General features: G+C 62.8%; 14 protein-coding genes. 10 read left to right on the top strand and 4 right to left on the bottom strand.

Annotated features, from left to right (window positions below):
- The first annotated feature begins 336 nt into the window (after positions 1-336).
- From IVB19_RS08360 to terL, 5 genes are all read left to right on the top strand, one after another.
- The gene (locus IVB19_RS08360; RefSeq protein ID WP_007595450.1) at positions 337-552 is read left to right on the top strand and encodes a hypothetical protein; all 216 of its coding nucleotides are present in this window, start codon (positions 337-339) and stop codon (positions 550-552) included.
- Positions 553-1401: 849 nt separating this feature from the next.
- Entirely contained in the window at positions 1402-2100 is a 699-nt protein-coding gene (locus IVB19_RS08355) for a hypothetical protein (RefSeq protein ID WP_247821289.1), read from the top strand.
- Between the two features lie 103 nt (positions 2101-2203).
- Entirely contained in the window at positions 2204-3667 is a 1464-nt protein-coding gene (locus tag IVB19_RS08350) for a site-specific DNA-methyltransferase (RefSeq protein ID WP_247456027.1), read from the top strand.
- A complete protein-coding gene (locus IVB19_RS08345; RefSeq protein ID WP_247375316.1) occupies positions 3664-4086 on the top strand; it encodes a DUF5681 domain-containing protein in 423 nt (140 codons plus the stop codon). Before IVB19_RS08350 ends, IVB19_RS08345 begins: the two co-directional genes overlap by 4 nt.
- 133 nt (positions 4087-4219) lie before the next feature.
- On the top strand, positions 4220-5476 hold the full coding sequence (gene terL / locus IVB19_RS08340) for a phage terminase large subunit (protein WP_247821288.1): 1257 nt from the start codon (positions 4220-4222) through the stop codon (positions 5474-5476).
- A 617-nt stretch (positions 5477-6093) separates the two neighbouring features.
- Here terL and IVB19_RS08335 read toward each other — a convergent pair.
- A complete protein-coding gene (locus tag IVB19_RS08335; protein ID WP_247393936.1) occupies positions 6094-6489 on the bottom strand; it encodes a hypothetical protein in 396 nt (131 codons plus the stop codon).
- Between the two features lie 244 nt (positions 6490-6733).
- Between IVB19_RS08335 and IVB19_RS08330 the strand changes: the two genes are divergently transcribed.
- The 4 genes from IVB19_RS08330 to IVB19_RS08315 all read left to right on the top strand — a co-directional run bounded on the left by IVB19_RS08330 (position 6734) and on the right by IVB19_RS08315 (position 9617).
- Positions 6734-7594: a YqaJ viral recombinase family protein gene (locus IVB19_RS08330; RefSeq protein WP_247456025.1), complete on the top strand. Its 861-nt coding sequence runs from the start codon at positions 6734-6736 to the stop codon at positions 7592-7594.
- On the top strand, positions 7578-8741 hold the full coding sequence (locus tag IVB19_RS08325; protein ID WP_247821287.1) for an ERF family protein: 1164 nt from the start codon (positions 7578-7580) through the stop codon (positions 8739-8741). Before IVB19_RS08330 ends, IVB19_RS08325 begins: the two co-directional genes overlap by 17 nt.
- Positions 8738-9307, top strand: a complete 570-nt coding sequence (locus IVB19_RS08320) for a hypothetical protein (RefSeq protein ID WP_247821286.1) — start codon at positions 8738-8740, stop codon at positions 9305-9307. The genes IVB19_RS08325 and IVB19_RS08320 overlap by 4 nt, the downstream gene beginning before the upstream one ends.
- A gap of 97 nt (positions 9308-9404) precedes the next feature.
- Positions 9405-9617 (top strand): Ada metal-binding domain-containing protein, encoded by a 213-nt coding sequence (locus IVB19_RS08315; protein WP_247821285.1) that lies wholly within the window; start codon positions 9405-9407, stop codon positions 9615-9617.
- Between the two features lie 3130 nt (positions 9618-12747).
- Here the strand turns inward: IVB19_RS08315 and IVB19_RS08305 are convergent.
- From IVB19_RS08305 to IVB19_RS08295, 3 genes are read right to left on the bottom strand one after another with little or no spacing between them, the layout of a single operon-like run.
- A complete protein-coding gene (locus IVB19_RS08305; RefSeq protein ID WP_247475241.1) occupies positions 12748-14109 on the bottom strand; it encodes an HlyD family type I secretion periplasmic adaptor subunit in 1362 nt (453 codons plus the stop codon).
- A gap of 18 nt (positions 14110-14127) precedes the next feature.
- Positions 14128-15948 carry a type I secretion system permease/ATPase gene (locus tag IVB19_RS08300; RefSeq protein WP_247457052.1) on the bottom strand — a complete coding sequence of 607 codons (1821 nt, stop codon included), beginning with the start codon at positions 15946-15948 and terminating at the stop codon, positions 14128-14130.
- Between the two features lie 12 nt (positions 15949-15960).
- Positions 15961-19188, bottom strand: a complete 3228-nt coding sequence (locus IVB19_RS08295; protein WP_247821283.1) for a hypothetical protein — start codon at positions 19186-19188, stop codon at positions 15961-15963.
- Between the two features lie 186 nt (positions 19189-19374).
- Between IVB19_RS08295 and IVB19_RS08290 the strand changes: the two genes are divergently transcribed.
- A complete protein-coding gene (locus IVB19_RS08290) occupies positions 19375-19851 on the top strand; it encodes a hypothetical protein (RefSeq protein ID WP_247821282.1) in 477 nt (158 codons plus the stop codon).
- Positions 19852-19867: the final 16 nt, after the last annotated feature.

Genomic DNA, 19867 nt, shown 5'->3' with positions numbered 1-19867 from the left:
CTCGCGGTGGTCCCAATTGCGGGCCACGTCTTTTGTGGCAGTACCATAGAGGGGCGTGCAATGGACGCTCGTGCGCGACTGGATGGTTGGCAATTCGCTCTGCACCAACATTATGAGGCACTCGCGTCTCAAGTATCCGAACTTGAGACCCTTAGAGACCGAGTAGCTAAGGCCGAGCGCAGAATCGTCGGTGCGACACACGAAACTAGAGCTGGGAAGGCGGTTTATGAGGGCAGCGCGGTCGGCCCGGCCAGCAACGCGATTATCTGATCAGCGTAAGAGTCCGGGCTTTCAAGACTGACTTAGCTGCTACCCGCCCCAGCCGGGGGCCGGACTGTGGACATTCGTGATTACCAACCGCAATTTGAGCAGATGTCCCTCGATGAGTTGTGGGCTCTCTACACCGACGTCGATCAGATTCTCGCCGCGAGGATCGTTGCCAAAAAACAAGAACTCGACAGGCGACTCCAACAACTCCACCAAACTAATGGACCGGGCGGTTCATCAGAGCTCAATGTCCGCGCATCATCGTCGGGTCGCGACCGGCTCTGACAAGGGCGTCGCGCTTGCCGCAAACCCTGCGCGCGAGCGAGGCTCCCCACCTAAGGTGATCGGGCCATCGATCAACGTCTGCCGGCGGTTGCTTCAGCTTGTGGCTGCACCTGTCGTCCTGGCAACAGACCAAGAGACCGCGGCCGCCGAACCAGCTGATGTCCATAACCGGGACCAATGAAAATGCAACACCACAGCATCGCGGACGTCAGCTGCGTCATTCTTCAATGCTTGGATGCATATCAAGCCGCTGACGTTGAACCACTCGTGTTGAAGTGTTTCCCGGATCTCGACCGGCACACGCTTTGGCAAGCATACAACTTAGCCTTGGTGGCATACACGTCAGGCACAGGCCTTCACCACCAACAAAAGGAAGCAGCAGCCGCTGCAATGACTGAGTTTGGAAAATGAACGTTGAGAAACTGAGGGCGACCGGTCCGGGCGTGTCAGGGGCCGCCGGCCGGAATAGGCATGGCGGAAGCTGGTCGCGGGCGCGTCAGCGGTCGCCCACTTCGGCGTAGAAGGCCTCCTGTTGGCCTGCCCAACCGGTCTACTGTTCCAACGGAAGCGGAAAGTTCTATTTCGGAGGAGCTCACGGCGTGTCAGAGCGCAATGGCAAACACCCCCTCACGGCGGCAAATCTAGATCATTCTAGGGCGCTTAGAGCAAATGGCGGCCGTGGACCGCCGCTTCCAGTTGGCTCAACAAAGATCCGCGATCACTGATCTCGCTGCAGCGGCGCGCGCGATATCGGTCTAACACGACCGTAGAGCTACGGGGTAGAACGTTAAGCGCATATGCCTCACGTTAGCATGCTGAGGGCTTCATTGACGTCCTGGGAGACCAAACATGCCCAGTTACGAATGGCTGCAGCCGGGCGAACGCAATAAACGACGCTCGATTGCGGATGCCACCGACCTTCTGCCCTCAGACGGAGCGCGGAAGGGCGAAATCCGGGTCGTGGGCTTGCAACTCCGCTCACGAGAGGTAGTCGGCCAGGTTGCCGTCTTTGCCAAGAATGCGGTCGCAGGGTCGATCTCCATCGTCACGCTCCCAACTTGCAAGAAATGTCGCGGCCGCCGCGAGGGCAGCCAGGAAGTCGAAGAATTCGACATCTTTCGTCTTGACGGAGCGATCGTCGATGGGAGCGGCACTGTCGAGCTTGTCGATGGCACGCGGCTTCGCGCGGTCGAGCTCGTACCGGCTTTGCCTTGGAGTGCATCAATGCACCGAAACCGCATGTCCCTCCAAGAGCTGGCCGTAGATTTGCTGTTCGATACATTGGGGGAGGACCGCTACAATCGGTCGCCGCAGGAATATGAGCGCCTCGCTTCGCTAATTCCTCATATCAAGGAAGCGCATCATCGGGTAAATGAACGACTTGAACAGCTTCAGAAAACGGGCCAGCAGCCGTACAGTGCAATTTGCTATTTCAAGGCCGGCGACGTTGCGCCGCGCTATGTGCCGTTTCCGACGAAAATCTCGGCTGAGACACTCCGCAAGGGCCTCATCGCAATCGGATTGAGGACCCCAAAATGGCTGAAGTAAAACCCATCTAACCAGCTGATTATTTTAAGCTTTTATTTCCGTTTACCCAACGCGGCTTTCATGATGCATATGAACTGCTCCTTAAACGACCAGGAGCACCACCATGATGGAGCGAACGAAGGCCGCCTCCAAATCATACCGCAAGCAGACAGATCTTTCCCAGTCTCGAAAGTTAACTGAGCAAGTCCAACGCCCAATCAAAAGCCATCTGCAGGTTCTGAAGGCAAGCTCCCGTCTGCCTGCGGTTGATCAACCGGACGTACGAATGCTCCCGCCGCAATCCCTCAAGCAGGCGAAGAAGAACGCTCGGACGCACTCCAAGAAGCAAATCACGCAAGTTGCCGACTCGATTCGGCAATTCGGCTGCATCGCTCCCATTGTCGCGGATGAAGATGGACGGATCATCTGCGGGCACGCCCGCTGCGAGGCGGCCAAGCAGCTTGGATTGAAGGTGGTCCCCGTCCAGGTGCTGCGCGGTCGGAGCGACGCGGAAAAGCGCGCACTGGCGCTCGCCGACAACAAGATTCCGGCGAACGCAGGCTGGGATCGCAAGCTGCTCGCCGAAGAACTCGGAGAACTCGCCTCCCTCCTGCCCGAGTGCAATCTCAGCCTCGACATCACCGGGTTTGCACCGGCCGAGATCGACGGCCTGATGACTGATTTCGGCGATGTGGACCAGGATTCGGCGGGCGCCCCCTGCGTCATCGCCGAGCAGCCCATCAGCCGCAGAGGAGAGCTGTGGCGGCTCGGCCAACATCGCGTGCTGTGCGGTGATGCCTGTGATCAAGTGGATTGGGCGGCGCTCGTGGGGAAAGATCTCGCGGCGATGGTAGTAGCCGATCCTCCATACAACCTCCGCATCGGCACGACGCTCGGCCGCGGCAAGATCAAGCACCGCGAATTTCAAGTTGCCTCCGGGGAAATGTCGTCGCCCGAGTTTACCGATTTTCTCACGAGCTGGATGCGACTGGCCGTCCAATTCTCGCACGACGGGTCAATGCATTATATCTTCATGGATTGGCGACACCTGGGCGAGATGCACGGCGCCGGACACGCCGTTTTTGGTCCGCTGCAGAATCTGGTGGTCTGGAACAAGACCAATGCCGGCCAAGGCAGCTTTTACCGGTCCCAGCACGAACTGATCTTCGTCTACAGGAACGGCGAAGCGCCGCATCTCAATAACGTTGAGCTTGGCCGCCATGGCCGCAGTCGCTCCAACGTCTGGACCTACGCCGGCGTCAATACCTTCCGCCAAGGTCGGCTCGCCGACCTTACGGTACATCCCACGGTCAAACCGGTGGCCTTGATCGCGGATGCGATCAAGGACTGCACGCGGCGTGGGGATCTCGTGCTGGATCCGTTCCTCGGGTCAGGCACCACCCTGCTGGCGGCGGAGCGCGTCGGCCGCAAGGCCTATGGGCTGGAGATCGATCCATTATATGTCGATGCCGCAATCCGCCGCTGGCAGGACGTCACCAGGCGCGATGCGATTCTTCCTGCCACCGGCCAGACGTTCGAGGAAGTCGCCGCCGAGCGGTCGGCCGCAACCGCGGGGAGCAGCACATGAGCCGCCGCAAGCCACCGCGCCGCGCTGGCGTGTCCAGAAACCGAGACGACGTCGGGTACGGCCGCCCGCCCCGCGAGCACCAGTTCAAGCCGGGTCAATCCGGCAACAAGAAGGGCCGACCAAGGGGATCCAAAAACGAGGCGACCATCATCAACGAGCTTCTCAACCGCAAAATCGATATCCGTGAGAACGGACGAGCGCGCAAGATCAGCGTGCACGAAGGCATCCTGCTTAAATTCGCGGATGATGCGCTCAAGGGCAATCCGAAATCGGCCGCCTTCCTTCTGAACCGCAAGCTGCTGGTCGAGTCCTCCGAGCAGCCGGCCAACGATGTCCTCGATATGGACGATCGTAAGGTCTTGGAATCTTACGTCCGACAACTGGAAGAGAAATTCAAGAAGCGAGGAGAACCCGAGTGACCAAACACGACCGCGCACTAATCGACGCACTGACTTCATCAGCTTTGTCTATCGCTGCTTTCTCCACCTCAACCCGGGCGCTCAATTCCTGCCCAATTGGCACATCCAGGCAATTGCCTACCAGCTTGACCGCGTGCGCCGCGGCGAGATCACCCGCCTGATCATCAACATGCCGCCGCGCTACCTCAAATCGATCACGGTGTCGGTGGCATTTTCCGCCTTCCTGCTTGGGCTCGCGCCAAGTCGCCGGCTCATTTCCATCAGCTACGGCGATGACCTCTCGGCCAAGCATGCCAGCGACTTCCGATCCATCGTGCATGCCGACTGGTACCGCCGCGCGTTTCCGGACATGCGCATCGCGCGCAGCACCGAAACCGAGCTGATCACGACCCGGCGCGGTTCGCGCAGGACGACATCGGTTTCGGGGACCCTGACAGGGCTGGGCGGCGACGTGATCCTGATTGATGATCCGCAAAAGCCGGTTGATGCGCAGTCGGAGGCGCGCAGAACCGGCATCAACCAGTGGGTGACGAATACGTTGATGTCGCGGCTCGACAACAAGCAGACCAGCGCGGTCATCGTGGTGATGCAGCGCGTTCATCTGGACGATCTGTCCGGTTTTTTGGCCAGTTCATCCGATGACTGGGAGGTGCTCAGCCTGCCCGCGATCGCCGAGACCGATGCCGCGATCCCAATCGGCCCCAATCAATTTCACCTCAGGAAGGCCGGTGACGCGCTGCATCCGTCCCATGAATCGATCGAAACGCTGCGCAAGCTGGGCCAAACGCTCGGGCCCGACGTGTTCGCCGCGCAGTACCAGCAGGCGCCGGTTCCGGCCGGCGGTGCCATGATCAAGCGAGACTGGCTGCGATATTACGACGAGGTCCCCTCACGAGAGGTGCTGGGCTGCCGCATCATCCAGAGTTGGGATACGGCCGCCAAGAATGGCGCGCAAAATGACTGGTCCGTCTGTACGACGTGGCTGGTCGTTGACGGGAATTACTACCTGCTGGATCTTGTGCGCGGACGGTTCGAATATCCCGTCCTCCGCGACACCGCGCTCGAGCTCGCCAAGCGCTTCAAGCCGCACGAGATCCTGGTCGAAGACGCCTCCACCGGAATTGCGCTGGCGCAGGAGCTCCGCGACAAGGGCAATTGCTTCGTCAATCCCATCAAGGTTGAGCACGACAAGATCGGCCGGCTCTACGTCCAGCAAGGCAAATTTGCCGCCGGACGAGTCTGGTTCCCCAGGAGCGCGCCGTTCCTGGCCGAGCTCGAGATGGAGCTACTGACCTTCCCGCAAGGCCGTCATGACGATCAGGTCGACAGCATCAGCCAGGCGCTCGCCTATGAGGACAATGGGTACGATTACACGCTGAGTTGGGTCTGATGCTGGGCGCTAGGCGAGCCGCTCCATCACCCAATCGTGCAGCCCGAGCCGCATGATGGGCGAACCGAGCTCGCGACCGCTCCAGACGTGAACATCAGCCGGGTCGTCGGGGGCGCTCAGCCCGCCTTCGGCGAATGGCAAATGAAGAAGAACCGGTCGAACTGTTCGGTGGCGTCCATCCGGCGGATATAGGGGTCGAGGGTGTTTTGGTTGGCGGCCGGTTGTCTTCAAGCCCAAGTTCGTGGGTGACCGAACCATACCCGCAGTGCAGCTCAGCGCTGTCCGGGCTGTTCTCCCACCGGCCGTCAGCGCTGAGCTTGATTTGCCGAACCGTCTTCTCGCTGTCAGCCGCGCACTGAGTGCCGATCCCGTGAAGCTCTTGCGCGATTTGCTATCCGGAAAGGCGGTGCGGAAGCGGACCGTCCTTGGCTAGGTCCGCCGCAGACCCGATCGATGCACGTTGGGACGGCTCGTGCGGGCACGCCGCACCGGCGGTGCACCGCGCCATTCTTGCACATGCGGATACCGAAACGCATCGCGCATGTGCCCTGTCCGATGTCCGCTAAGGTGCCCGATCGGCATCAGCAGCAAATTCCGGAACGAAGCCAATTTGCCGTTCAACCTTGCTCTCGTCCTAAGAACCGAAGCGCCCGTCTCTGCCTGACCAGGGCGGCGCGCTCATAGCGGTCAAGGCCCGTGACCCACTTTGCATCCGCCGGGACTGGGCAGTCCAGCAGCGCCGCCAACATCTGCTGGCGGGCGGCGCGGATGCGCACCAGCTCGAGCTTGGCCCGCGCGAGGTCCACGACCATCTCGGATGCGCCATGAAGCCGAAATCCCGAAATGATGGCGCTGACCAGACGTGCGATATCCGGGTCAGCACGGTCGCGGGGACGCGCCAATCCGTGGCGGAGGGCATTGCCGCTGGACCTTGCCTTTCCGGCCGTCGTGTTCGGGCCGGTGCTGCGCTTGGCGTTGGCACGATTGGCTTCGATTTGTCGAATTGACGCCATCTGCGAGCTCCTTGTCCGAGGCTGGTTGCGGCACTCGGAAACATCGCTCTAACATCTTGGTTCATCAAGATTTTTCGGACTAAAAAACAGCAAAATGCTGCAGAAAGGACTGGCATTCCCGCGCCAAAGGAGCGTTAATAATGGCAACCGGGCCTTCGCCGTTGGCCCCGGTCTCTCTCCTCGCCGGTGCGGGGCTTTTGGTGGTGCGGCGCCAAGCCGCGTTTGCCAAACCAAGGAGAGACCGGTGATCCCGATTGCAACCGACGGCGCCGAGGCGCCACATCGCATCATCAAGTTCGACCCCATTGACCGGCGCGCCTTTGTCGGCGGCTCGGACGCCCGCATCATCATGGGCAATGATCAGGAGGACCTCACGCGGCTGTGGCGGGAAAAACGCGGCGACATCGCGCCGCAAGATTTGTCGCAAAATCTGATCGTTCAGCTCGGCACCGTCACCGAAGACCTCAACCGCAGCTGGTACCAGCGCGCATCGGGTATGACCATTGCCGACATTCAGAAGCGGATTCGCCATCCCGTCCACCACTGGATGGCCGCGACGCTCGATGGCATTGTCGCAGAAACCGGCGCGGTGTTCGAAGCCAAGTTCATGCTGCCCTGGGCCTTTACTGAAGAGGCGGCGGCCGAGAAGCACATGGCGCAGCTGCAGCACAACATGTGGGTGGTCGCGGCGCGCGCGGCCGTGCTCTCGATCATCACCGGCGGCGGCAAGTGGGTCGAGCTCACGATGCATGCCGATCCGCTCTACCAGCACCTGCTGCTCACGGCCGAAAAGAAGTTCTGGCGCTGCGTGCAGAGCGGCGAGCCGCCGGCCCTGTTCAACATCGAGCCGCCACGGCCGCGATTGGCCGCCGTCAAGGTCGTCGACATGACCGCGTCCAATCTGTGGGCCGCATGCGCGGCGACCTATCTGCGCACCCGCGAGGCCCATGGCGAGCACGAATTGGTCAAGGCCGAGCTCAAGAAGCTGCTACCGGAGGACGCCAAGGAGGCGTTTGGCCACGGCGTTCGCGCCAAGCGCTCCAAAGCCGGCGCGATCAGCTTTGATCCGGTTGAGATGGAGGCCGTCCATGCACCAGGCCAGTGAGCATATCGGGACGATCGCAGCGGCCTTGGCCCGCGCCCAGGCCGAACTGACCAACCCGGAAAAGACGTTGACCGCGCAGATCCGCTCGCCGTTCCTGCGCGATGACGACCGCACCTTTCGTTATGCCTCGCTGGCGAGCGGCCTCGACATCGTGCGCAAGACCTTGAGCCAGCAGGAGATCGCCGCCATCCAGAGCACCCGGGTCGAGGTTAGCACCGGCCACATCCACCTCACTACCCTGCTCGCCCATTCCTCCGGCGAGTGGATCTCCTCGGACTGGCCGGTCTGCGCCTCAAGGGACATCGAGGCGCCGCATCGGATGGGCGCTGCGCTGACCTACGCCCGACGCTACTCCCTGTTCGCGCTGGTCGGGATTGCCGGCGAGGATGATTTGGACGCTCCCGACGCCCCCTCGCCGGCGGCGGGGCCGCAAGTAGCTCAAGGGGCGACAGCCAAGCTCGCCCGCGGCATTGTCAACCGCGCACCGGTGCTGGCGCCGCCAGACTCCGCCGAGCTCCGCGACCAGCTCTTGCGCCAGCTCGCATCCCTGACCGAGAGCGCGGACCTGCTCGCCTGGGCCAAGGCCAGCCTGCCGCGCAAGAACACCCTTTTGGAGCCGGACGCCAAGCTCGTGGAGACCGCCTATCAGGCCAAGCTAGAGGACGACGCAGGTCTCGCAGCCGCCGATCAAGCGGCCGCCTTGGATTGCGACCCAAGCTCGCCAGCAGCACCCGGTCCTGCTGCAGGCACCGAGGCCGCGTTGCAGCCAGCTCTCCCCGAGTCCGGGCTCGTCCATCCCAAGGAGCCGCCCCGCAAGCGCAGCAAGGCGCACCTGCTATTTGTCCGGGCGCAGCCCTGCCTGGTGTGCCAGCAAACCCCGTGCGATGCCCATCACCTAAAATTCGCCCAACCCAGAGCACTCGGCCGCAAAGTCGGTGACGAATTTACCGTGCCATTGTGCCGCGCCCATCACGAGGAGCTGCATCGACACGGCAACGAGCGGGCTTGGTGGGCCAACCTGCAGATCGCGCCGTTGCCGGTCGCGCAGGAGCTGTGGGCGGCGAGCCCCGTCCACGGTCCGGCCGACACCGCGATCGGCACCGCGCCGTTTCCGGTCAACCTTGGATCGGAGGCCTCAGTCCGATGAACGGCCTCGTCCAAACGGCACGCGAGCTGACTGCGACCGCGCTGCCGGCCGAGTTTGAGGCCTTGGCGCCGCCGCCCCTGCTGCTGCCCGGCGAACACCTCGACCAATACCACGCGCTGCGGCAGGCGATCTTCGCCGACCTAGCGCCGCGCTCCGCCATCGAATGGCTGCTCGCCATCGACATTGCCGAGCTGTCCTGGGACATCCAGCGCTACCGCATGTTGCGGCACAAGCTGCTCGAGACCTATCGCCAAAGCGCGATTGAAGCGGCGCTGCGTCGCATCGATCTGGTCGGGATCGATTCCGAGTTCGAAGCGGAGGCCGAGTCCTACACGCGGCAGAACGCATTGAGCTGGCGACTTGATCCCGTCGCCGCGACCGAGATCGACGCGCGGCTTGCGACCTATGGCTTCGACCAACACGCCATCACCACCGAAGTCTACGTTCAGGCGCGCGAGGTCCTGGTCCTGTTCGAGCGGCTGCTCAACGCCGCACAAACCAAGCGCATGCTGCTCCTGCGCGAGATCAGGAATCCGCGCCTCTTAGCTGGACCGCTGCGCCGGTGACGCCGCTCGGTTTCGGCCGATCCCTTTGACGCCAAAACGTCGTGCCCGCTCGATCGGTGTGTGGGTGGCGTCGCAACTACGGGCATGAATCCGCGCTATGACGGCCGTTTCTACACGGCGTGTCAGAACCACGCGAATCTACTGCCGTCCAGTTTGTCCGGTGAAGCAGCCGTTGACCCGTAACGTGCGTTGGACGACGGTTCGATTGCTGCACTCCCCGATCGGCGCTGTTCAGCCAGCCTTAGCCGAGAGCTTTAGGAACCCTCAAATCAGAGGACGCTTGGGTGGAGGACAGAAAGGTCGTCGGTGATGCCCCCCATCAATATCTCGAACTGGCGGAGCGATACCGGAAGGTGATCGAGACGGCCAAGGACACCTTCACGCGCTACCATCTCGAAGCCATGGAACGGAGCTACCGAACCTGGCTGAAAGCGAGCGGGCGCTCCGGAAGTCTCGCTTTATGGTGGACGCCTGGGGCAAGCTGGGCGATAGCGACAAAGCAAAATAGACCAATGCGGCTCGTTCCGTCCGTAGATACACTCGCGTTTGCAACGTGTTCCGTGCGGACTAAATCCCTTGATCTATCTCAAGGTCGGCACAAAACGGAAAACGGGGCACTGAGTACGACGGCTTACTTCGGAGACTGTAGGCCGGGAGAGGTCAGCCAATCGCTGATGTGCGCGCCAGTATTAGCTAACCGTGCTTTCCTAAGAAGGGCCTCGCGTTCCGCGCCTGCCGGTAATGTGCTGGCCTGCTCTTTGTACCTTGTTGCCAGTTCATCCAATCGTTCCTCAAGAGAGTGGGTCTGCTTCACTCTGCGGCGCTCCGTCATGGCGCTTTCCTCGGGCGGTTAACAACGACTCCAAAACGAGAAAAGGCAAGTTCAGTTCCTGCGCCGGAACGGACGTAGGCCACTGTCAAAATCAAATTAGGCCACCACCGTCGGGAACAGGCCAGCACCGGGCATATGCAGCGCCCCCTTTAATGCCTAGGTGAAAAGGGACCCCTATGCGCGGCGGTAGATGCCCACAGCGCGATTGTGAGAAAGGCCCCACCGCCGGCGCCCAGCAGCATCAGGATTACATCCAGCACAGAGCAGGATGGCGGTTCCACCGAGCGCCGACCACCTCTCAAGGCTTCGCGGGCAGTGCTCTCACCGGCGAAAAGGGGCCGATGCCTACCGCTACGGAACATAATGCACCCTAACCGCATTTCGGTTCCGGCGAAGTTTGTTTTGCAACCTGATAAGAAAGAGCGCTAAATTTTGCGACCGGGGCTGGCTGCATATTTCACTTAGTTCATTTTACCCGGCTCTTTTGACTCGCGCGGGCCGCAGCGGTTGACCTTCCGCTGCGGCCTTCGCATACCTCTGATTGATCCAGATGGGGCTGGAGCGTCTTGAAGTCCTTTGCGCTTGCAAACGCGGCGAAATGGATCATCCATCTGATGGAGCACACCGGAGCAGGTGCTGCCCACGCGCGAAGAACTCGCCCATCCTGAGCGTGGGAAGAAGCTGCCTCGTCCTGCAAGGGTTCAGAGCCGAGGGCATTTTGGATACGAGCCGTGGCACCGTGACGGTTCGCAACATCGGGCTCCTCCATCGTAAATCGAGCCGGCGGGCGTGCGCCGCAAGCCGCTGGCGCACGGACCAGCGCGCACCGGGAATTGACTAGCGATTGAGACCCCATTCGGCGCATACTCATTCCATCACCGGCGTCCGCACCGAGGCATTACCGGTGACTGGGAGTGTTGGGCTCCCGCCTTGAGGGAAGCACCTATGACCCAATCTGAACAGCTGCCGCCCGCCTTTGCGCCCATCACGTTGCAGCGCCCCGCCTGTCCGAGGTGCAAATCTTCGATGATGCTGGTCAGTATCGAGCTAGAACGCCCAGGCGTGGACTTGCATACGTTTCAGTGCGCTGTCTGCAATCACGTACTTACAACCCTTGCCGCGTGCGAAGATCCTATGCATTCCAAAGTGGGCCGGTGCCTTCAAGGCGATTTGCCTCCGCCGAAGTAAGATGCTGCGTGAATGAACCGGCGGCTTTGCTGGTGGTAATCCCGCGAGCGGCGGACGGACTAGGACCAACGTCTTTGTTTTGTAGCGTTGAGATCGGGATTCGTGAGCAACGCCCGTGCCAACCGATATCGCAGGTTAGCCCTCGCTTCTGGCGACAAGGCTAACGTTGACCTGCTTCTTAAGCTCGCAGATGAATGCGATCGAGGGATTCTCTGCACCGCTGAATGGCGCTTAGCTCCCTACACAAGCGCGCAATCACCAAAGGCCGCCGACGAAAGGTTGCACTTTTTTGCGTGGGAACCACTAAATGATGGTCGTTGAAAGTGGTTCTTATCCCGGCCGAACGTTCGAGTGAGTACAAGTCGTCACAACCAGCAAGGTTCGGTTGCATTGCCAATCTTGCCCCAAACTCGGCTCCACCACTCCACGAGTTACCATAGTAGCACCAGCCGCCACCAGAACAACGGCCGTCAGTGCGAACAATCGAGAGGTTGTCCGACTGATATTCATGGCGCTTTAGATGCAGTCTCCGTCCCGTCATATCGCGTCCTTTATAACCTTGAGTTCGACGTACCTGACAAAGGGCTCCCCCGGCGCCATCCAGTCGAATGGGGCAAGGGCGATCGGGGCGTTGCTCCGTCTTACTATCCCGACATGTCAGCATTGCCTTGGCCTGCTGATCCCGTCCAAAGGGCTGAGGACCTGTTTCGCGAGGGCCCGAACGTTGGTGCCAGTATCGACTTTCGGAATGGAGCGACGAGAGGGTTCGGATAGTGCATGTCGCTGCCACGTACCCTCTCTCCCGGGCCAGCCTCCGTCCGGTATCTCGGGATTGTGTTTCGGCATGGAATAAAGTCGAACGCCGATTGACACCCAGCCGCAGGATGGGGTCAACAGCCGGGGCCGGCATTCCCATTCCAATGTGCCGGATCGGCGGTAATCGGCACGGTCCCAGCTGGCCACATGAAAGCTAACGAACAGTTTCGCAACTCCCAAGCCGATCATGGCGCCTCCATTGGTTCGTGCTCCCTCGTTTCGCGGGTGCCAAGCCGACCAAGAGCAAAATCACCGTTCGGGAGCACGCCATGTGTTTGAGCGTTGTCGTCGCCGGCCACCGGCTCGACGCTGGCCCCGAAACGACGGCACGCGGACCGCAAATGCCATTGCGGCCGCTAGGGTAGCTAACTCTCGCGATCATGGCGCGCCGATACCGCACGGAAGCGACGCTGTATGTCGCGCATTCGCTGTTCAGGACCTAAGGCCGAAACGAGCAGGATCGAGTTCGGGCCGTCCTGCCGCCATGAAAAACGAACGCGAGAAGGGCTGAGCGAAGCAGCACCGTTTTATCAAGCCTTAGACCGAAAGGCTTGAGCTCACCGTACCACGCGAGTGCTCAGCATTGAGGTCCAAACCGCTCGCTTCAGGTTTCGCGGAACGCGCGGGAGAAGCTGTCGAGGACAGGCTTCATGATGTACTCGAAAAACGTACGTTCTCCGGTCTTGATGTAAATGTCCGCGGGCATCCCGGGCGTCGGGATGAATTCAGGCATTTGCCTGAGAATATCGTCCTGATCCAGGCGCACCCGAACAACATAGAATTCCCGACGCGTGTCGCCGTCGCGACGGGTTTCGGCCTTCCCCTGCACTTGCTCCGCCAAGGCGTCCGCTGACACGTAGATGACGCTCGCCCCGACCATGGGCGTGATGCGCTGGTTGAGCGCCGACAGCCGCACCAGCGCCTCCTGGCCTACGCTCACATGCGAAATGTCCTTGGGGTTCACATGTGCCTCGATGATGCGCTCGTCGCCAATCGGCAGGAGCTCAAGGATCACGGCACCAGGAGAGACCACGCCGCCCGGTGTATGGAAGTTGTTCTTCACCACAATACCTCGAACCGGCGACCGGACATCGACCCGATCGACCACATCCTGAGCGGCGCGAATCTGCTCCTCTCCGTCGTCCAGCTCGGCCTCGGTCTCGCGCAACTCCTTGATCGCCTCCCGAAGCGCCGTCGTGTGGAGCTGCGCTATTCGTTCGTTCGCCTGGGCGATCCGCTCCTTCGAATCGGCGATGCGGCCGAGATATTCGCCTAGCTCACCCCCGAGACCCGCCTCTGAGCGTCGCAACGCAAGCACATCCGACTTGCGGACCAACTGCTGGCCAAGAAGGGAATTCTTGTCCTTCAGCTCTTCCACGAACAAGGAAATTCGCTCTTTGGTGGACTGAACTTGCGCCTGATATCCGCGGATGCTTTCCTCCAGCCCAGCGATTTGCTTTAGGAGTACGCTTTCGTCGGTCACCAGACTTGCCCGGCGGGCCTGAAGCTCGGCACGTTGCCGCTCAAGAATCGCTTTGATTTCTGGATCACGTGCGTTCTCGCTGAATGCGGCCGGGGTTTCGATTGCGTCAGAAGAGCTCATTTCAGCTTCCAGACGCGCCTTCATGGCGAGCAGTCGATACTTCTTCAAAACCAGCCGTTTCAGCTTGGCGTTGGCAGCGGTATCGTCCATGCGAACCAGGACCTGGTTGGCCTCGACGGCATCCCCGTCCTTGACCGCAATCTCGCGGATGATGCCGCCCTCGAAGTGCTGGACAAGCTTGTTCTGGCCGGTAGCCACGAACGTGCCGGAGGCGACGACGGCACTGTTGAGGGGAGCGACCGCGGCCCAAACGCCGAAACACCCGAGCCAAACAACCAGGATGGCGAGGCCGGTGAAGATGGGCCATTTGGCGCTCAGCGGAACACCGCGGTACCACTCGATGTCGTCCTTTACCGCTCTCATGCTGTCCTCCCGCGCTGGTCACCCGCCCGAGGATTCGATGCGTTGCGGCTGCTCCGGCTCATCACCGCCGGCCCTGGCGGGCGACCGAACCAGGCGATGCAACACCTCGCTCGGAGAGCCGAATGCTTCCGCGCGTCCGGCCCGCAGTATCAGCACTTTGTCCACACTGTTCAGTAGCGCCGGGCGCAGGGTTACGACCACCGCCGTGACCCCCCGCCTCTTGGCGCGCTGCAGGGTCTCGGTCAGAGCCTGCTCGCCCGCTGCGTCGAGATTCGAGTTGGGCTCGTCGAGCACGACGAGGGACGGATTACCGAAGAAAGCCCGGGCGAGCGCGATGCGCTGCTTCTGTCCTCCCGAGAGCGGCCCGCCACTGCGGTCGAGCACGGTCTCGTATCCTTGCTTCAACTGGCAGACCATGTCGTGAATTCCCGACAACATCGCCGCCTCATAGATGCTCTCGTCCGGCAAGTCATCGCGCATGCGGCAGATGTTCTGCTTGATGGTGCCGGGAAATAGCTCGACCTCCTGGGGCAGGTAACCGCTATATTCCCCGAACTGGCGGCGATCCCAGTTGCGCAGCTCCGTTCCGTCCAGCCTGACCTTGCCGGCGGTCGGCACCAGACAACCCACCAGAATGCGCGCGAGCGTCGACTTGCCCGATCCCGACGGTCCGACAATGGCCAAAGACTCTCCGGGCGCGAGCTCGAGCGACACACCATTGAGCACCGGCTCCTTTGAGCCGGGCGGCAGATACAAGACCCGATCAACGCTCAGGCGCCCTTGTGGTCTCGGCAAGCGCAGCTTGGGCGCCTCGCGCTGGAATGACTCGACCGCCTGCTTTACGCGGGCATAGGCCGATCGCGCCTGCACGCAGCTGCGCCATCCCTCGATCAAACCCTCGAGCGGCTGCAGGGCGCGGCCGGCAATGATCGAAGCCGCGATCATCATGCCCCCGGTGATCTCGGCGTGCAGGGCCAGATAGGCCCCGGTGCCGAGGATCGTGATCTGGGCCACGAGGCGGACGAATTTCGACGCACCGCTGATCCAGAAATTCCGGTCAAGGGCCTGGCTCTGCACCGTCAGCGCCGGCGCCTGCCGGCTCCCCCAGTGGAGAATGCTTTCGCTGAGCATTCCCATCGCATTGATCACCTGCGAATTTCGCGCCAGCGACTCCGCCGCCGCATCGGCCTCGGCGGCATGCAGGCCAGCCTCGCTCAGACGCTCCGAGGTCGCTTTCTGGTTGATTAACGCAATCAGTGCCAGGACTAAACCCGATACGACTGCGATCCAGCCCAGATCTCGGTGAACGAGGAATATGACTGCGAAGTAGAGGGGCGAGAGGGGCGCGTCCATCAGTAAAAGCATGACAGGGCTCGAGATGAAGCCCCGCACCTGGTGAAGGCTGCGGATCGCTTGGATGGTTCCGCCCTCGCCGGCCCTGGCGTTGTTGATGCTGCTCGCCAGCACGGCGCCGCCGAGCACCGCCTCCATCTTGGTCGCAAGACGCCCCAGCACCTGCCGACGCAGAATGTCGACGATGGAGAGGATACCGATGAATGTCAGCGCGAGAGCCGAGAGCATCAGCAGTGTCTCGAGACTCCGGCTCGTCAGCACGCGATCGGAGATTTGAAAGAGGTAGATCGGCAACGTGAGCATCAGCAGATTCACAACGACCGAAAATGCTGCGACCGCTATCAGGTTGGTGCGCGCGACCGAACGCCAGGCGGCCAGCGCGCTGACAGGTCCGACATAGTCGCGCGCCTCGCCGCGGGGTGCGACGCGAAGTTGAGCTCCGGAGTGGTTGCGCGGCGGATCGTCCAGTGTCTCGACAGCTGCCATGTTTTCCTCCCACTAGAGGATGGCATCATGAGTTCCAACGTGATCGATCGGAGTATTATCCACGATGTCGGGAGGCGGCGGCGCGGGTTTTTGGACATCGGCAGCCACCGGCGCGGAAACGTCTTGAGCCGATGCGGCGTCCGCCTGCGACACGGCAGTCTGGGAGGGCGCGATCTCGCTGCTGAGCGTGACGCCATAGTCTGTATACTGGGTTTCGTTGAACAGCGAATCTGCCGGCGGCGGTGGCGCATCGTTCAACGCGATCACATCGCCCGTGACGGCGGTCGTCGCCGCGGCATTTGAGGTGTCCTTCACGACGTTCTCCGGGGCAGTGGTGGCGGATGCCGAACTCTCGATCGGTGCGTCAGCGGTGGTGGCGAGCGCAAGAAGCGTGTCGGCCGATCCAGGAGTTTGAGCGCTGCTGGTGTCCGGCACGGCCGGCTCCACCGGTTCGGTCGCGGGGGTGCTGAGCGAGTCTCCGGTGCTGGTGAGCACCGGCTCGGTCGTGTCAGCGACGGGTGCCGCAGTCGCCAAAGCATCGCCAGCCACGCTGCCCGTGTCCGCCGGTTGCGACACGTCGCTCGGCGCATCGGTCGGAGCCGCAGCTGTGGTGAGCGCCGGCTCGGTCGTGTCCGCGACCGGCGCCGCACTGGCCAAGGCATCGCCAGCCACGCTGCCCGTGTCGGCCGGTTGCGACGCGTCGCTCGGCGCATCGGTCGGAGCCGCAGCTGTGGTGAGCACCGGCTCGGTCGTGTCCGCGACCGGCGCCGCACTCGCGAAGGCATCGCCAGCCACGCTGCCCGTGTCGGCCGGTTGCGACGCGTCGCTCGGCGCATCGGTCAGCGCGGTTGTGGTGAGCACCGGCTCGCTCGTGTCCGCGACCGGCGCCGCACTGGCCAAGGCATCGCCAACCGCACCGCCCGTGTCGGGCGCTTGCGACACGTCGCTCGGCGCATCGGTCGGAGCCGCAGCTGTTGTGGTGAGCACCGGCTCGCTCGTGTCCGCGACCGGCGCCGCACTCGCCAAGGCATCGCCAGCCACGCTGCCCGTGTCGGCCGGTTGCGACGGGTCGCTCGGCGCATCGGTCAGAGCCGCAGCTGTGGTGAGCACCGGCTCGCTCGTGTCCGCGACCGGCGCCGCACTGGCCAAAGCATCGCCAGCCACGCTGCCCGTGTCCGCCGGTTGCGACACGTCGCTCGGCGCATCGGTCAGCGCGGCAGCCGTTGTGGTGAGCACCGGCTCGCTGATGTCCGCGACCGGTGCCGCACTGGCCAGAGCATCGCCAGCCACGCTGCCCGTGTCGGCCGATTGCGACGCGTCGCTGGTCGCATCGGTCGCAGCCGCAGCCGTTGTGGTCAGCGCGGGCTCGCTCGTGTCTAGGACCGGCGCGGCACCCGCAAGTCCATCGCCAGCCACATCGGTGGGCTGTGATACATGACCAGGGGCACCGTTACCGGTGATCAGTTCCGCCTCCGCGATCTCAAGGGGTGATGCTGAACTATCAAGGGTGTCAGTTCCCGTGCTGTCCGATGCAACCGTTTGCGACAACGCGGTCGACTGAGTGTCTGGACCCGTCGTCTGGTCAACCACCTCGTTGCTCACCGTGCTCACGGTGTCGCTAGCTGTCGCGAGCGCCGGCGGCACCGTCGCCTCGACCGGCGCAATCGCACCAACCGCGTCGTTAGCTAGTGGGCTGACGGTGTCGGTCGCCGTCGCGAGTACTGGCGGCACCGCCGCCGCGACCGGCGCAATTGTTCCAACCACGTCGTCGGGCAGCGTGCCCGCGGTATCGTCCAAGGTGGTGAGCGTTGGCTGCGCCGCCTCGACCGGCGCAATTGCGCCAACCACGTCGTTGGATAGCGTGCTGACGGTGTCGGTCGCCATCGCCAGCGCCGGCGGCACCGCCGCCTCGATCGGCTCAATCGCGCCAACCACGTCGTTGGGCAGCGTGCTGACGGTGTCGGTCGCCGTCGCGAGCACCGGCGGCACCGTCGCCTCGACCGGCGCAATTGCGTCAACCACGTCGTTGGATAGCGTGCTGACGCTATCGGTCGCCATCGCGAGCACCCGCGGCACCGTCGCCTCGACCGGCGCGATCGCGCCAACCACGTCGCTGGGCAGCGCGCTGACGGTGTGGGTCGCAGTCGCCAGTGCCGGCGGCACCGCCGCCTCGATCGGCGCAATTGCGCCAACCACGTCGTTGGGTCTCGTGCTCACGGTATCGCTCACCGTGGCGAGTGCCGGCGCTACCGCCGCCTCGACCGTCTCAATCGCGCCAACCATGTCGTTGGGTAGCGTGCTGACGCTGTCCGTTGCCGTCGCCAATGTCGGCTGCGCCGCCGCCTCGATCGGCGCAATTGCGCCAATCATGTCGTTGGATAACGTGCTCACGGTGTCGGTCGCTGTGGCGAGTGCCGGCGCTACCGCCGCCTCGACCGTCTCAATCGCGCCAACCATGTCGTTGGGTAGCGTGCTGACGCTGTCGGTTGCCGTCGCCAGTGCCGGCGGCGCCGCCACCTCGACCGGCGCAATTGCGCCAACCACGTCGTTGGATAGCCTGCTGACGCTGTCGGTCGCCGTCGCCAGGGTCGGCGGCACCGCCGTCTCGACGGGCGCAATCGTTCCAACTACGTCGTTAGGCAGCGCGCCGACGCTGTCGCTCGCTGCCGCCAGTGCCGGCGGTATCGCCGCCTCGACCGGCGCGATTGCGCCAACCACGTCGTTGGATAGCGTGCTCACGGTGTCGGTCGCCGCGGCGAGTGCCGGCGGTACCGCCGCTTCGACCGGCACGATCGCCCCAACCGCGTCGTTGGGCAGCGCGCTGACGGTGTCGGTCGCCGTCGCCAGTGCCGGCGGCACCGCCGCCTCGACCGGCGCAATCGTTCCAACTACGTCGTTGGGCAGCGCGGTGACGCTGTCGCTCGCCGTCGCAAGTGCCGGCGGCACCGCCGCCTCGACCGGCGCCATTGCGCCGACCACGTCGTGGAATAGCGTGCTCACGGTGTCGGTCGCCGTCGCCAGTGCCGGCGCCACCGCCGCCTCGACCGGCGCGATCGCATCAACCACATCGTTGGGCAGCGCGCTGACGGTGTCGGTCGCAGGCGCCAGTGTCGGCGGCACCGCCGCGTCGACCGGAGCAATCGTTCCAGCTACGTCGTTGGGCAGCGTGCTGACGCTGTTGGTCGCCGCCGCCAGTGCCGGCGGCACCGCCGCCTCGACCGGCGCAATCCCTACCACCACGTCATTGCTTAGATCTCCAAGCAGAGGAAAGGAGCTGACCACCGACGGACTAAACGAGTCGTAAAGCACATTGGAGCCAATGGATTCGAGCGTTGCCCCACCAGACAGTTCAGTGCTTCCGAGGTCGGAATCTGCTGACAGCGAGTTGATGCAAGTGACGCTACTGACGTCGGCCGAGGTGTGAGCATGGTGCTTGCAAGAATCTGCATCTTCGCCACCTACGCCCTCACCCCCATAGTTCGCGGCGACTGCTTCGCCACGAGCGGTGCCCGGTCTGGGCGTGTGTTCATGCGGCTCCGCCAGGAGACCGGCGCGATCGAGCTGAGTCACATGCGTCTCCGACGAAGCGGCCGGCGCTTTGGGCCTCTCATCCTCCGCGCCCAGCTTCGCGGGATCGCTCGCAGGCAGCTCGTCGTTCGTCCGTTGCGGCCTCGCACCTGCCTGAGCCGCTGTCGCGTCTTCTTGCTCGGCCAGCGCGGATCTGAACGGGGCGGCAAGAAACTCTTCGCAGGCAATCAGCGGGGCAATGAAGAACGACCAGGTCAAGAAACTGAAGGAGCCGGATCGCTTATCAGCACGCTGCACTCCGGCTTCGAAAATCTTCCGCTCTTGTTCGAACAGTTCGCGCTTTTCTACCTGGTGCATGACCGCCGCCTTTCTTGATCAAAAATCACCCTCG

Source organism: Bradyrhizobium sp. 187, assembly GCF_023101005.1.
GTDB lineage: Bacteria > Pseudomonadota > Alphaproteobacteria > Rhizobiales > Xanthobacteraceae > Bradyrhizobium > Bradyrhizobium canariense_D.
Note: the sequence above shows the minus strand (reverse complement) of the source record. Positions and strands in the feature narration are given on the sequence as shown.

What these genes read in the sequence shown, in the direction of transcription:
- IVB19_RS08325 (WP_247821287.1), top strand. Translation starts at nt 7,578, where the DNA reads ATGCACCAGGCCAGTGAGCATATCGGGACGATCGCAGCGGCCTTGGCC.
- IVB19_RS08320 (WP_247821286.1), top strand. Translation starts at nt 8,738, where the DNA reads ATGAACGGCCTCGTCCAAACGGCACGCGAGCTGACTGCGACCGCGCTG.
- IVB19_RS08335 (WP_247393936.1), bottom strand. Translation starts at nt 6,489, where the DNA reads ATGGCGTCAATTCGACAAATCGAAGCCAATCGTGCCAACGCCAAGCGC.
- IVB19_RS08350 (WP_247456027.1), top strand. Translation starts at nt 2,204, where the DNA reads ATGATGGAGCGAACGAAGGCCGCCTCCAAATCATACCGCAAGCAGACA.
- IVB19_RS08300 (WP_247457052.1), bottom strand. Translation starts at nt 15,948, where the DNA reads ATGGCAGCTGTCGAGACACTGGACGATCCGCCGCGCAACCACTCCGGA.
- IVB19_RS08355 (WP_247821289.1), top strand. Translation starts at nt 1,402, where the DNA reads ATGCCCAGTTACGAATGGCTGCAGCCGGGCGAACGCAATAAACGACGC.
- IVB19_RS08305 (WP_247475241.1), bottom strand. Translation starts at nt 14,109, where the DNA reads ATGAGAGCGGTAAAGGACGACATCGAGTGGTACCGCGGTGTTCCGCTG.
- IVB19_RS08315 (WP_247821285.1), top strand. Translation starts at nt 9,405, where the DNA reads ATGACGGCCGTTTCTACACGGCGTGTCAGAACCACGCGAATCTACTGC.
- IVB19_RS08290 (WP_247821282.1), top strand. Translation starts at nt 19,375, where the DNA reads ATGGTGCTTGCAAGAATCTGCATCTTCGCCACCTACGCCCTCACCCCC.
- IVB19_RS08345 (WP_247375316.1), top strand. Translation starts at nt 3,664, where the DNA reads ATGAGCCGCCGCAAGCCACCGCGCCGCGCTGGCGTGTCCAGAAACCGA.